The organism is Clostridium grantii DSM 8605, assembly GCF_900129965.1.
GTDB classification, from domain to species: Bacteria; Bacillota; Clostridia; order Clostridiales; family Clostridiaceae; genus Clostridium_AF; species Clostridium_AF grantii.
The window spans coordinates 210,172-223,817 of record NZ_FQXM01000005.1 but is presented as its reverse complement, the minus strand read 5'-3'; the positions used below and the strand labels follow the sequence as shown (position 1 = coordinate 223,817).

The window sequence follows — 13,646 nt, the reverse complement described above, 5'->3', positions numbered from 1 at the left end:
TATTATGATAGTATTAATTCCAGCTTATGAGCCGACTAATAAAATGATTAATCTTATAAAGAATCTTAAGGATAAATGTGATTATGATATATTAATTGTGGATGATGGAAGTGGCAATGATTATAAAATTGTGTTTGATATTGCCCGGGAAATGGGCTGTTTAGTCATTACTGGGGAAGTGAATAAAGGTAAGGGCTCTGCTTTAAAACTTGGTTTTGAATTTATAAAAAGTTTAGGTAATAACCAGGGAATTGTTACTGCAGATTGTGATGGACAACATTTGCCGGAAGATATAATTAAAGTTGCAGAGGCTATTGATGAAAATTCCAATAAAATTATACTAGGTAGTAGAAAATTTAAGGGTAATGTGCCTTTCCGTAGTCGTTTTGGAAACAGCATCACAAGAAATGTTTTTACTTTTGCTAGTGGTGTAAAAATTTACGATACTCAAACGGGCCTAAGAGGATTTAATTATTCAATGCTTAATTGGCTTTGCCATATTCCTGGCCATAGATTTGAATATGAAATGAATCAATTATTAGAAGCAAATTTTGCTGGCTATGATTTTAAAGAAATTGATATAGATACAGTTTATTTGGAAGAGAATAAATCTTCACATTTCAGAACAATTCAAGATTCTGCTCAGGTTTATTATCCTATTATTAAGTTTAGTCTTTCTTCTATACTTTCAGCTGTTTTAGACTTTACTTTGGTAATACTGCTACAATTACTTACTTCAAATTTATTTCTTGCAGTTGTTGGTGCTAGAGTTTGTAGTGGAATATTTAATTATACTATGAATAATCTTTATGTGTTTTCAAAGTTTAAAAATTCTTCCATAAAAAAATCTTTACCTAGATATTTTATTCTTGCCTTTTTTATAATGCTTGCAAATTACGGCATTATTCATATTTTTAATGAAACACTGGGAGTAAATTTATTTATGTCTAAACTTATGGCTGAAGTTTCAATTTTTTCATTTAGCTTTTGGGCACAAAGAAAATTCGTTTTTACTAATAATAATGATGATTGTTATACCAAAATTTCTCATATAAACTAAAGTGTTTTAAATTATAAAAGCCAAAAGGTAAGCTATTTGTATAATTATAGCTTACCTTTTGACTTTATTTGTTATATGGATTTCAGTTAAACTACTATAAAATTGGACAGTAATAAATTTAAATCCATAAGTATTTTGTTTTTTAAAGGATAGTTTCCTTCATTTAAACACCAATCAAAAATTACCCCTCTAGACATTCGTAAGATTGTAGTAGTAAGCTCTTGAGGATTTACCTCAAAAACTAATTCTTTATTTTTCATAGCATTATTTATTGTTTCTTTTAGAACTAGATAAATATATCTTTCTTCATTTTTATGGTTAATTAGTATTTTAGCTTTAGGATCTAATGTGGCAGTATTTATTTACCATTTCCACAAAATCCACAAGTTTAAACTTAATCCATTTAAAGAAGAAATTCATACAGATTTAAAGCAATGGCTTCTTAGCAAGAACTATCCAAAACTCTTCAATAGTCATAATTATTTTTATAAATTCTTTAGGATCTATTGGCTTTTCCACATAAGCATTAGCTCCTAAGCTATAAGCTAACTCAATATCTTCATCACGATGTGATGATGTTAAGATAACTACTGGAATTTTTGATAGTTTTTCTGATTCTTTTCTAATTTTCAAAAAATCAAAGCCATTCATCACTTCCATGTTTAAGTCTAGTAGAATTAATTCTATGGATTTATTCTGTATACTTTCCATAAAATCCAGTGCTTCTTTACCATTAACAAACCTTTTTAAAGGATTTGCTATCTTGCCTTTTTTGAATCCACGTTCAATAACAAGAACATCATCATCATTATCTTCAATAATCAGTATTAAATCATTCATCTTTTATACTCCTTTTTTAATGGTAAAACAAATTTTTGTGCCAACCCCAACAGTGCTATCTTCAATCCATACATCTCCACCATGTTCCTGAATAATGGATTTTACAATAGCTAAGCCTGCACCACTTCCTTCTTTGTCTTTCTTGCTGTAGGCTCTTCTAAAAAGTCCAAAAACTTTTTCATGTTGAGTTTCATCAATTCCTATTCCATTATCTGATACATCAATTAAATACTTGTTTTTATCCTTTGGATCATTGTTTATTGTTACGCTAATTTCAACTGATTCCTTAGATTCATCATGGTACTTAATTGAATTACTAATTAGATTTGAAAACACCATTTTCATCCACATGGGTTGACAGTTAATTGTGGGCAAATCTGCATAATGTAATGTTACATTGTTTGTTCTAAAAAATGCATTCATCTCAAACTCAATTTCTTTTAAAATATCATTCAATGCTACGTTTTTGAATTCTATCTCTTTTTTTCCGATTCTTGATAATATTAATAAATCATCAATCATATTTGCCATTTTATTTGATGCTAAAATAATTCTATTAAAATAATCTTTTCCTGTTTCATCAAATTGTTCTTCATAATCTTCCAGAATAAATTCAGAAAAAGTTCTAATGCTTCTTATAGGCTCTTTTAAATCGTGGCTAATAATATAGGTATATTCATTAAGTTTCTTATTGATTTCAAGTATTTCATTATTTTTTTGTTCTAGCTTTTTACGGTTATCTTCAATAAGAATTAGAATAAAGCCTAACATAATAATATATGCTATGAGCCTTGTTACATGCCATGTCCACCATGTAACGCACCACACTTCAGACATTTGAAAAGTAATATTGCTAATGCCCATTAATAAGGAGGATGAGAAAAATAATAAATTAACTTCGCTATCATTATTTGTTAATTGTATATAAAAAAACAGGGAACTCAATAAAAAGAAAATTCCTGCTGCAACATTGATTGCTACTGCAAGATTTGTAAACTCATTGTTCTCAACCATTCTAGGTATTAGTTGATCAAAATAAAATACTAAAGTTCCTACAATTAAAGCCATAATCGATGTAATGATTAAACTTTTTAATTTAATCATTTTTGTAAAATTTAATTTTTTCATTATGATGGTTGATACAATCCCAATTCCCCCAAAAATCCCTGCAATACTATGCAAAAATACAAATCTATCTCCTAATGGTGAAAAACTATGGAATAAATCAAACAACCCCATTAATAAAAATCCAATAATAAAGCCACTCATATTGTATTCCCAATCATGCTTGTATATTGTAATCATAAAAGCAACTAAAATGATAATAACAGCTCCTATAACCTCAACAACAATATGTATGTGTTCATTAATTAGTAAAGGATCATTGGTAACTATTTCAATACAACATATGCCTGCAAATAGGATTATATTCATTACAAGTAGAATTATAGCTTTACGGTTTAAATATTTAGTCATTTAAGCAATCCTTTCTATTAATTAATATAGGCTTCTGGATATTGTAATCACTATATGCAATGTTATTTCGGCCAGATTCCTTAACTAAATAAAGACATTGATCAGCTATTCTAAACAAATCATAAAATTCCACTAATTTCCCACTTAGAAAGGTTGTTCCCACGGATGCCGTTACTCTAAAATATTGGCGTTGGGAACTTACATCACTTAATTTCAAATACTTTGCTGTTTTTAAATATTCGTTGATTTCTTTTTCAATCTTTTGAGAAATTTTCTTTAATATCAAAATTTGATTATTTATAATATTTGACATGTTTTCATCCAAGGCTTCCACAAGGCATAGGGTAAACTCATCTCCACCGTATCTACAGACTATATCTGTACTTCTTACAGACTCAGCGATAATTTTTCCTGCGATTTTCAGTACTTCATCACCAATCAAATGTCCATAATTATCATTAACCAGTTTAAAATAATCCAAATCAATGATTGTTATGGATATTGTATTATGACTTCTGTTTAATCGTTTAATTTCTTCTTCTACTTTTTCGATAAACCACCTTCGATTGTATAAACCTGTCAAATCATCAATCCTTGAAAGCCTAATGATTTCCTTATGTTGTTCCTCAATTTTATTATTTAGTTTTGATTCAGTTATAGCTCGCTTTACCGCTAAACGAAGGTCATTTTTACCTAAGTCATCTTTAATGAGATAATTTTCAGCATTATTTTTAATACAATCCACAATAATATTAGGGTCTATTTCATTTGTTAACATAATAACCGAAATATTTTTATACTCTTCATCTGACTGTAATATTTTAAGCATTTCAATACCTTGAAGTCCTCCTAGGTTATAATCTAACAAAATACATACAGGGGCAACCTCTTTAATCGTATTCATTATTACTTCAGGATTTGCTTGTCCATTATCATATTTAATCCTATACTTATCACCTAAAAATCTTTTTATTATTAAATAATCATTTTCATTATCATCAATTACTAATAACACTTCTTTATCCATAAGTCACCTCTGCTATTAATACATAATACTCCTTATTTCTACATATTTATTTTATCACACCTATAATTTTATTACTATTATAAATAGTACTATATATTAGGTTTTTTGTGTAGAAGTGGTTTATATATAAGTGGTATAATTAGTATAATTGTATACAACTATTACAAAAATCAACTAAAAAAGAGAACTATAATGAAAAAAATTATCAAATTAGGATTATTTATGTTGTTAATATGAAAGTTTACGAAAACAATAAAACTTGTTTTAAATTAACTGATGGTGACGGAAAAAATATTGCCATTGATGTAGTTATGGGTGATGATCAAGTTGATGCTGATATTAAAAATGATATTGAAATTAAGCCTAAAAGTTCTTACTTTTTAGTTATATATGCTTTCTTTTCAATTTTCCTTTTGGATATATATCTATTAGTCCAAGCTCTTACTGGTGAGTGTAAGATATTTTTAGGACACATATCTTTACTATTCACTACAGGACCCCATAATAAATCTAGAACATGCCAAGCTTTTGCTCCACCTTTTATTATTGATGAACCACATTCTGCGCAGTAAACTACCACATTATTATTCTCTAAGGTTTCCACTCTTCGCTTTATAATCCTTTTACCCATTTCTGGATTTCCTGCTAAAACCATTCCTCCACTCCCACAACAAAGTGTTCTTTCTCTAGAATATTTAGATTCCACATATTTATAACCCAGTTCGTCCATTATCCATCTTATTCCCTCTTGAATTTCTGATTCTTTTCTTGTAACACAAGAATCATGAATTGTAAATACAATATCACTCTTTTTACCTTTACCTATCATTTCTTCTGGCAATCCAATTAAGGGTAACATCTGCCACAAAGAATGTGTAGTAACTGAATTTTCTTCGTTAAAAGTAACTTTACAATTTTGGCATGCAACTATCATTTCTTCAATATTTAAATTCTTTATATCACTTTCTAAACTTTGGAATCTTTCTTTAAATAACTTTTCTTGCCCCAAATATTTTGTAGGTTTACCACAGCATTTTTGAAAAGCTGAGAATTTAGGAAAAATGCTATTTAAATATGCAATAGTTTTTTCTACATTTTCTGGACTATATGAGGCCAAGCTGCATCCTGGCATAAAACCATATGTTTTATTTTTATTTATTTGAATGTCCATTACTTTTTTCCACTCTTTGTTTTTGTAGTAAAGAACTTAGAGAAGCTAAGCCACTGATGGATTTTAACAGGTTTATGATTTTTTATAGGTGATTGACCTTTATTTGCTTTTACAAAATCTTTCCGCGAATCCATAAACACTTTTTCCATGGGAAGATTATTTGGACAAACTACCTTACATAAACCACATTGATTACAAGAATAAGCTAATAATGGGTCCATCTCAGAATTATTGGCTAATTTTTTCATAAAATCTTTGGGGCAATTTCCAAAATCATTCATCATAACACACTCTTTCATACAAAGCCTACACTCACTTCCATTGCATTTTTCTACGATTATATTTGCGTAATTTATAACGGATAAGCTAAATTCTACTTTATTCATGCTATCACCTCTTTGAATAATAATTTTCTCCGAAAATCTTTGAATTCAACAAAAATAACCCTCAATTATAGTAGTTAAACTACTATAATTGGGGTTTTATTTTTTCCAACAATAATTTCATTGCTTCAATCCCAATGAAGATTTCTAAAAATATTAATATATAAACATAAGTATTTAAGTCTTTCATATAAGGAAGATAAAATCCACTAATTAATATAATAACATATAAAAGAAATCTAATGAAATTTAATTTTCTTTTTTTGCTCAAACTGTTTTTGAAAACAAAAGCTAATGTTACAAATAAAAAGACTATAATAATTGTATGAATCATCATTCCTTTTTCTGTGTATATCTTAGCCAAGTATTCTATTTTTTTTGAATATAAGTGTCGCATTACACCCGCTTTGAAACTAGATAAATACTCTAATACCAAAATCGTTACAACTATAATTAATTCAAGTCCATAAATTAAACTATTAATTATTTTACTCTTCTTAATTATTTTACTATCCAAGTTAATTCTCACCTACTTAGTTGGCTCTCCTGTTTCTGTTGGGTTGCTTTCATCTGTGCTCCAACCAATCCATCCATCACTGTAAAGAGCTATATCTTTAAGCCCTACTACTTCAGCATAAGTGTATATTTCTGCCGCTCTCCAACCACTTCCACACATAAATGCTAAATGTTTATTTGTATCTATTCCTTGCTCTTCCCAAAATCCTATAAATTCACTGGCATTTCTCATAGTTTGATCAATATTTCTATAGTAATCTAGTGATAAAGAATCTGTTATACCTGCACGACCAAATACAGCTCCTGGTATTCTACCTTTTTTATCATAATAAGTGTATCCACTTTCCTCACCTATAAACTCCTTCCAAGTACGATTATCCACAAATGTATTTTTATCTGGAGATTGAAGGTTTACTTTTAATTCTTCTATTGTATCTATTACATTTGGATTTACTGGTATAACTGCGCCAAAATCTTCAACTGCTACAGGTTTGTTACTTTCAGTTTCTAAATCATAGCCAGCCATAGTCCAAGCTGTTGTACCACCATTTAAAACTCTTACATCCTGAACACCAATATATTTAAGAACTGTAGCCACTCTATAAGCTGCCATTTGTTCTTCTCCTGTAACTATTACTGTATCTTCTTTTGTAAAACCATTATCAATTGCAAACTTAGTTAAAGTTGCATCATCAGCTAACATCCATGCTGGAGGTGGTTCTACTGAATCTGTATCAATATGAAAGGAAGTTGGTATATGTCCATTGGCATAAGAAGTTTTTTCTTCTCCCCAACTTGCTTCAACTATTTTTATATTCTTAGCATTTTCAAAACTTTCTGGTTTATTTCCATCAAGAATATCTTTTACAATTGAAGCTGGTACAATTGATTGATAGTTTTCATATTTAACCATTTCTAAACTTTCATCATTTGCCCATTCATTAACATCATATATGTATAAATTGCTATATCCTTTTTCTTTTAAATAATTAGCAACTTCTTCTGCATCTTTTTTATTTGCATCGTATAATACTACATTTTTGTCTTTTGTTATTCCTTTTGTTTCTAAAGCTTCATCTAAAATAGCTTCTTTGTCCTCATTTTCAACCTTTAACCAATTAGCTGAAAAATCCACAGCACCAGGGATTCTTCCACCTCTTTTAACTCCATCTAATTTCCATCCATTAAAAGCATCATTTAATCGTGTATCTACTATTACCCACGAATTGTCTTTCAAAGCTTCTTGAACTTTTTCAGTATCCACTTTAGTGTATACTTCCTCAGTGTTATTGATAATTTCTTCTTTATTTGCTACATCTTTATTATTTACACTTGAACATCCTACAAAAGTAAAGATAGCCATAATTAAAGATAATATAACTATAAATGTTTTTTTCATAATAACTTAGCTCCTTCTTTTTTTCATCTTCACAACAAAAAATATTTATAAAAATTAGGTTTATAGGTATATAGAAATAATATCTATATACCTATTGCCCAGTTTATTATAAATAAGAAGTTTTCATATGTCCAATAGATTTTCTTTATACTTAATAAATAATTATAAGTTTTTCTAATACTGTGTATATAGAGTCCCCTATACTTTTATGAAACACAAGAGTTTATTTAATACTTACTAGGGATAGTAGATATATTTGTTTTTCTTTCTTTAATATATATTTCTTTTCCTTTAAATACTATAGCAATTTCTTTAATATTAGTTATCCCTTTACTCTTCAGTGTAGTAGTATATTTCTTGCAAGAAATTTGCTTTAAAGCCACATCTGCTGTTTCTTCTAAGGTTTCTTCATCATCAGGGTCTAGTTTTTTGAATTCTATAACAATACCCAATTTAGAAATATCCTTTGGGATTATCATTACATCATATCTTCCATAGCCACTCTCTCTATTTGATAAAATCTCATGGGTATCATCTAAAGATATTAGCATACCTAGTACAAAAGCATGGTAAACCTTCTCCCCCTCATATCCACCTACATCAAAGTAACTTATGCTTTTTAAAACAAATTGTCTTAACATCTTTCCAAATATTTTAATATCTCCAATAACCAGACTATTCATCATCATGTCATAATTTTGCTTTGTTATTGTATCCTTGAACCAACTTTCTATTAATCCATAGTAAAGGGTCGTTACTTCTAGATTGGGAATAGAAAGAGCGTAGTAATCTCGAAGTCCTATTCTTTCCTGAGAATTAACTTTTAAATATCCAGTAAATAAAAGAAAACTCCATAAGTTATCACTAGATTTTTCTATATCCTCCATAACTATATTTTCATCTATTAATTTAGTTATTGTAGTTCCCTTTATAAGTGACTCTAGATCTTTTTTCACTTCCTCTGATCCTTTAGATAGAAGAATATTCACTAAATCGTTAGAACTGCTATTTACCCAATAAGCTTTTAATCCAGCTTTAGGGCTTGATAAATAGTTTAATATTGACCAAGGATTGTAAATGGTCACTTCTCCAAAATAATAACCATTGTACCATTCTTTTATATTCTTAAACTGTTCTTTTACTTTGTATTCTAAGACAAGCTTTTCAATGTCTGAATCAGTAAATCCAAATTTATCAGAAAAATTATGGCTTAGTATGCTTTCCACCTTAAGATTGTTTAATCCTGAAAAAATAGATTCTCGAGCAACTCTAAGTATGCCTGTAATCATTCCCTTTTGTAATGAATTATTATCCTTAAAGGCTCCGCTTAATAAATTTCTCATAAATTCTATAGCTTCTGTATAATAATTATTTACATATGAGGCTTGAATTGGAACATCATATTCATCTATTAAGATTAATACTTTTTCATCATAATAATTATAAAGATATTCAGATAACATTTTTAGTGCATCAGATAAATCTATTATATTAGCTTTTTTATTTACTATAGAAGAATAATATTCTTTATCCACATCATGGATTTTCTCATTATCCAAACAATAATCATGTTCTTTATATAGTCTACTTAATAAATTTCTTAAGCCAATTTGCAAATACTCAAAGGAACTATATTTTTCATCTTTAAAGCTTAAATATATCACTGGATACTTACCTTGAATATCCATCATATTTTTATAATTTTCTATATTAAGACCTTGAAAAAGATATCTATTGTTTTCATTACTTTTCTCAAAAAAATACTTAAGCATACTCATATTAAGCGTTTTACCAAACCTTCTTGGTCTTGGGATTAAAATAGTTTGCCCATTGCTTTGCCAAAATTCACTTATTAATTCAGATTTATCAATGAACAAATAATCTTCATCTATTAACATTTTAAAATCACTTATACCTATTGGTATTTTTTTCATATTTATCACCTACTTTTTTAGAACTGATATATATTTTATTATACGCAATAAGCATAAGTTAAACAACATATTCATAATGAGCTGCTATATATTTTATATTTTTCTTTATAGGGTTCCCAGCTCAACTATTAATTTATACATGTCCAAAACTAGTTGATGCGTCTAGATTTTGGAACAAGTATAAATTAAGTTTCGCAATGGGAACCCTATACTACATTGCTTCCAATAATTTATATTGAGACATGTATAATTTATAATATTCTCCTTTAAATCTCATAAGTTCTTCATGATTTCCTGACTCAACTATTGTTCCTTTATTTATGCACATTATTATATCTGAATTTTTTATTGTGGAAAGTCTATGAGCTATTATAAAGGATGTTCTTCCTTTTAATAATTCTTCTAATCCCTTTTGAAGTAAAAGTTCTGTTTTTGTATCTATACTAGAAGTAGCTTCGTCTAATATTAATATTTTTGGATCTGCTAATATAGCTCTAGCAAAAGATATTAATTGTCTTTGTCCTGCGGATAATCTAGCACCTCTTTCATTTACTTCTGTGTTATACCCATCCTCTAAATTTGCAATGAAATCATGTGCATGAACTTTTTTAGCCGCTTCAATAACTTCCTCATCTGTTGCTTCTATATTTCCATATCTAATGTTGTCCATAATTGTTCCTGAAAATATAAAGGAATCTTGCATCATTATTCCCATTTGTTTTCTAAGAGTGCTTAAAGTTACCTTGCTAATATCTACTCCATCAATTAAAATTTCACCGGAATTTAGATTATAAAATCTACTAATTAAATTTATTATGGTGGATTTACCTGCTCCTGTTGGTCCTACTAAAGCTATACTTTTTCCTTCATTAACTTTAAAACTGATATTATTTAATATTTTATGGTCTTCTTCGTAAGCAAAATCCACATTTTTGAACTCTACACTACCTTTAATTTCTGGCATTTCAAAAGCTCCCACCACATCTTTAACCGCAGGTTCTTCGTCCATTGTCTCAAATATTCTTTCTAAGTATGCCATGGCATTGATAATGGAGTTATAAAAATTGGCCATATTTGATATAGGTGCCCAGAATCTACCGATGTATCCTAAGAAAGCAATAAGTACCCCTACTGTAACCCCCTGCGCCATCCAAGCCACACCAAAGATATACACTGCAGCCATTACTAAGCTAGATGTTCCATCTACCATAGGTCCCATTAACATCATTATTCTTACACAATTAAGCCAAGCTGTTCTATAATTGTTATTTAACTCTTCAAATATTTTATAGTTTTCCTTTTCTCTAGAAAAAGATTGAGTTACTTTCATACCAGTAATGCTTTCATGAATATAAGCATTTAAATTTGAAGTTTTACTACTCATTATTTGCCATCCTTTTCTTTGGGCATTCTTTATAGCAAAAATGCCTGCAAAAAGTATTGGTAATCCCAAAAGACATATAATAGTTAGCTTTACATCTATTATTAACATAAATATAATAATAATTATTAAAGTGGCTAAGTCCGTGATTAAATTTATAATACCGTTAGATAACAAATCACTTAAGCTATTAATATAATTTACAACTCTTATAAGGATTTTACCATGGGGTCTACTATCGTAATAGCTAAAAGGTAGTTTTTGAAGATGCTCAAATAAATCTTTTCTAATGTTGTATATTATACTTTGACCCACATTGGTCATAATTTTTATTTTTAAATGTAAGCATACTCCTCCGATTATCAAGGTTGCCAAATAAATTCCTGCTAAAATAACCAGCCCTTTTATATCCGAATTGATTATTTTATTATCTATGGCATCCTTTACCAAAAAAGGTCCTAATAAACTTGCAACAGAAGCTACAAGCATTATCATTATTGTTATGCCCATTTGCTTTTTAAAGGGTTTAACATATTTAAATATTCTTTTCAGATGATTATAATTAAACTTAGTTGCTAAACTCTCATCCACATCAAATTTGTTTCTTGCCATTTAGCCCACCACCTTTTTAATTTCCGTGTCAAAGTCTCCAAATTGATTCAAATATACACTTTTATAGTATCCATTTTTCTCAATCAACTCATTATGTGTTCCTCTTTCAACTATTCTTCCTTCACTTAAAACCAGTATTTTATCTGCTTGCATAACTGAAGATATTCTATGAGCTATTATAAAAGTTGTTTTATCTTTATAGTAATTATCAAGTGATTTTTGAATTTTATGTTCTGTTTCCATATCCAAACTAGAGGTGGTATCATCTAAAACCAGTATTGATGGATTTTTCAACAAAGCTCTAGCTAGTGAAATTCTTTGTTTTTGACCCCCTGATAATCCAACTCCTCTTTCCCCAACAATAGTGTTATAACCTTCCTCCATATTTCCTATAAAGTCATTAGCTTTTGCTAATTCTGCTGCCCATTTTACTTGAGCAAAGGAAGCATCTGGTTTACCATAAGCAATGTTTCCCTCAATGGTATCCGAGAATAAAAATATATCCTGCATTGCAACTCCAATACTACTTCTCAGCTTGCTTAGTTTTACATTTTGTATATCAATACCATCAACTAAAATTCCTCCGCTTGTACAATCATAAAATCTACATAAAAGATTTATTAATGTGGATTTTCCTGAACCTGTAGGTCCTATAATTGCAATGGTCTGTCCCGGTTTTACACTAAAACTAATATTTTCTAAAATAGGTTCTCTCCCATATTTAAAGGAAACATTTCTATATTCTAAATTCCCACTAACTCTTTCTTCTTTAAATAAATCTTTATTGTTTTTGATTTTAGGTTCTTCTTTAAGAATTTCTATAATCTTCTCACCAGAGGCACTGAATTTTTGAATATCATTTAATATCCACCCTGACATTTTTAAAGGATTACTTATAGTGAAGATTAATGAATTCATAGTTACCAATTTACCTATAGTTAACTCTCCTTTGATAACTAAAATACCTCCCACAAGAATTAATACAATATTCAAAACTCCAGATAAAGAATCAATAATAGGTAAATACTTTCCCCAAACTTTAGCTGCCGTTAAGTTTCTATTTTTGAATTCCTCATTCTCTTTATTAAATTTTTCTATCTCATATTCTTCTTTTGCAAAAGCTTTAACCACTCTATTCCCACTTATATTCTCTTGTGCCACAGAATTCAACTTAGAAAATTGATTTCTTATAGCTGTAAAATTTGGTTTAACTTCTATGGAAAGTTTACGAGCAAAATAAGCTATAAATGGAGTTATAAGCATTAATAATAAAGTCATTTTCACGTTTATCGTAAATAATAATATAATTCCAACAATAAAAGTCATTCCATTTTCCACCGCCATATAAATTACCCAGGCAATAAAATGTCTTACTGCATCCATATCCCCTGTCATCTTGGCCATAATATCCCCAACTTTTGTTTTATCAAAAAAGTCAAAGTCTAGTTTTTGAAGTTTATTATAAACCTCGCCTCTAATGTCAAAGATAATGCTTTGTGAAACATTTTCAAGTAACATTATAAACCCATACCTAAGTAAAGCTCTTCCAATGGTGAAACCTACAATAATTAATACCATGGGAATCAAAAGATTTACTTCTTTATTGATAATTACTTTATCAACGATTACACCTGAAAGATAAGGTGCTACCATCACCATCACCGAACAAACCACCACTAAAAAAATTGCTGCAACTAATTTTACCTTGTAATTTTTTAAATATCCCCAAATCCACTTAAAAGCCAAAAGAGATACCCCCTTTTCTTTATTCATGTACTATTATGTTTCATATATGGTTAAATTTAAATGTAGTATCTATGTAAATTTCATGTATATTCTTATACATG

Annotated in this window: 11 protein-coding genes; 1 reads left to right on the top strand and 10 read right to left on the bottom strand. The window is 28.9% G+C overall.

Translation table 11 applies throughout. The features are described from left to right. Positions 1-4 precede the first annotated feature (4 nt). Positions 5-1,060, top strand: a complete 1,056-nt coding sequence (locus tag BUB83_RS06010) for a bifunctional glycosyltransferase family 2/GtrA family protein (RefSeq protein ID WP_073337542.1) — start codon at positions 5-7, stop codon at positions 1,058-1,060. A 426-nt stretch (positions 1,061-1,486) separates the two neighbouring features. Here BUB83_RS06010 and BUB83_RS06005 read toward each other — a convergent pair whose 3' ends face one another. The 10 genes from BUB83_RS06005 to BUB83_RS05960 all read right to left on the bottom strand — a co-directional run bounded on the left by BUB83_RS06005 (position 1,487) and on the right by BUB83_RS05960 (position 13,572). Beyond that, the gene (locus BUB83_RS06005; RefSeq protein ID WP_073337541.1) at positions 1,487-1,900 is read right to left on the bottom strand and encodes a response regulator; all 414 of its coding nucleotides are present in this window, start codon (positions 1,898-1,900) and stop codon (positions 1,487-1,489) included. Between the two features lie 3 nt (positions 1,901-1,903). Then, positions 1,904-3,376, bottom strand: a complete 1,473-nt coding sequence (locus BUB83_RS06000) for a sensor histidine kinase (protein WP_073337540.1) — start codon at positions 3,374-3,376, stop codon at positions 1,904-1,906. Continuing rightward, positions 3,369-4,403, bottom strand: a complete 1,035-nt coding sequence (locus BUB83_RS05995) for a GGDEF domain-containing response regulator (RefSeq protein WP_073337539.1) — start codon at positions 4,401-4,403, stop codon at positions 3,369-3,371. The genes BUB83_RS06000 and BUB83_RS05995 overlap by 8 nt, the downstream gene beginning before the upstream one ends. 373 nt (positions 4,404-4,776) lie before the next feature. Next, positions 4,777-5,574: a heterodisulfide reductase-related iron-sulfur binding cluster gene (locus BUB83_RS05990; protein ID WP_073337538.1), complete on the bottom strand. Its 798-nt coding sequence runs from the start codon at positions 5,572-5,574 to the stop codon at positions 4,777-4,779. Beyond that, on the bottom strand, positions 5,574-5,960 hold the full coding sequence (locus BUB83_RS05985; RefSeq protein WP_073337537.1) for a 4Fe-4S dicluster domain-containing protein: 387 nt from the start codon (positions 5,958-5,960) through the stop codon (positions 5,574-5,576). Before BUB83_RS05985 ends, BUB83_RS05990 begins: the two co-directional genes overlap by 1 nt. Before the next feature lie 82 nt (positions 5,961-6,042). Then, positions 6,043-6,474 carry a hypothetical protein gene (locus tag BUB83_RS05980; RefSeq protein WP_073337536.1) on the bottom strand — a complete coding sequence of 144 codons (432 nt, stop codon included), beginning with the start codon at positions 6,472-6,474 and terminating at the stop codon, positions 6,043-6,045. Positions 6,475-6,486: 12 nt separating this feature from the next. After that, positions 6,487-7,872 (bottom strand): rhodanese-like domain-containing protein, encoded by a 1,386-nt coding sequence (locus BUB83_RS05975; RefSeq protein WP_073337535.1) that lies wholly within the window; start codon positions 7,870-7,872, stop codon positions 6,487-6,489. 227 nt (positions 7,873-8,099) lie between these two features. Beyond that, complete coding sequence (locus tag BUB83_RS05970) at positions 8,100-9,806, bottom strand: AAA family ATPase (RefSeq protein WP_073337534.1); 1,707 nt, start codon at positions 9,804-9,806, stop codon at positions 8,100-8,102. A 211-nt stretch (positions 9,807-10,017) separates the two neighbouring features. Then, positions 10,018-11,799 (bottom strand): ABC transporter ATP-binding protein, encoded by a 1,782-nt coding sequence (locus BUB83_RS05965; RefSeq protein ID WP_073337533.1) that lies wholly within the window; start codon positions 11,797-11,799, stop codon positions 10,018-10,020. Then, complete coding sequence (locus tag BUB83_RS05960; protein WP_073337532.1) at positions 11,800-13,572, bottom strand: ABC transporter ATP-binding protein; 1,773 nt, start codon at positions 13,570-13,572, stop codon at positions 11,800-11,802. Between the last annotated feature and the right edge of the window lie 74 nt (positions 13,573-13,646).

What these genes read in the sequence shown, in the direction of transcription:
- BUB83_RS06010 (WP_073337542.1), top strand. Translation starts at nt 5, where the DNA reads ATGATAGTATTAATTCCAGCTTATGAGCCGACTAATAAAATGATTAAT.
- BUB83_RS06005 (WP_073337541.1), bottom strand. Translation starts at nt 1,900, where the DNA reads ATGAATGATTTAATACTGATTATTGAAGATAATGATGATGATGTTCTT.
- BUB83_RS06000 (WP_073337540.1), bottom strand. Translation starts at nt 3,376, where the DNA reads ATGACTAAATATTTAAACCGTAAAGCTATAATTCTACTTGTAATGAAT.
- BUB83_RS05995 (WP_073337539.1), bottom strand. Translation starts at nt 4,403, where the DNA reads ATGGATAAAGAAGTGTTATTAGTAATTGATGATAATGAAAATGATTAT.
- BUB83_RS05990 (WP_073337538.1), bottom strand. Translation starts at nt 5,574, where the DNA reads ATGGACATTCAAATAAATAAAAATAAAACATATGGTTTTATGCCAGGA.
- BUB83_RS05985 (WP_073337537.1), bottom strand. Translation starts at nt 5,960, where the DNA reads ATGAATAAAGTAGAATTTAGCTTATCCGTTATAAATTACGCAAATATA.
- BUB83_RS05975 (WP_073337535.1), bottom strand. Translation starts at nt 7,872, where the DNA reads ATGAAAAAAACATTTATAGTTATATTATCTTTAATTATGGCTATCTTT.
- BUB83_RS05970 (WP_073337534.1), bottom strand. Translation starts at nt 9,806, where the DNA reads ATGAAAAAAATACCAATAGGTATAAGTGATTTTAAAATGTTAATAGAT.
- BUB83_RS05965 (WP_073337533.1), bottom strand. Translation starts at nt 11,799, where the DNA reads ATGGCAAGAAACAAATTTGATGTGGATGAGAGTTTAGCAACTAAGTTT.
- BUB83_RS05960 (WP_073337532.1), bottom strand. Translation starts at nt 13,572, where the DNA reads ATGAATAAAGAAAAGGGGGTATCTCTTTTGGCTTTTAAGTGGATTTGG.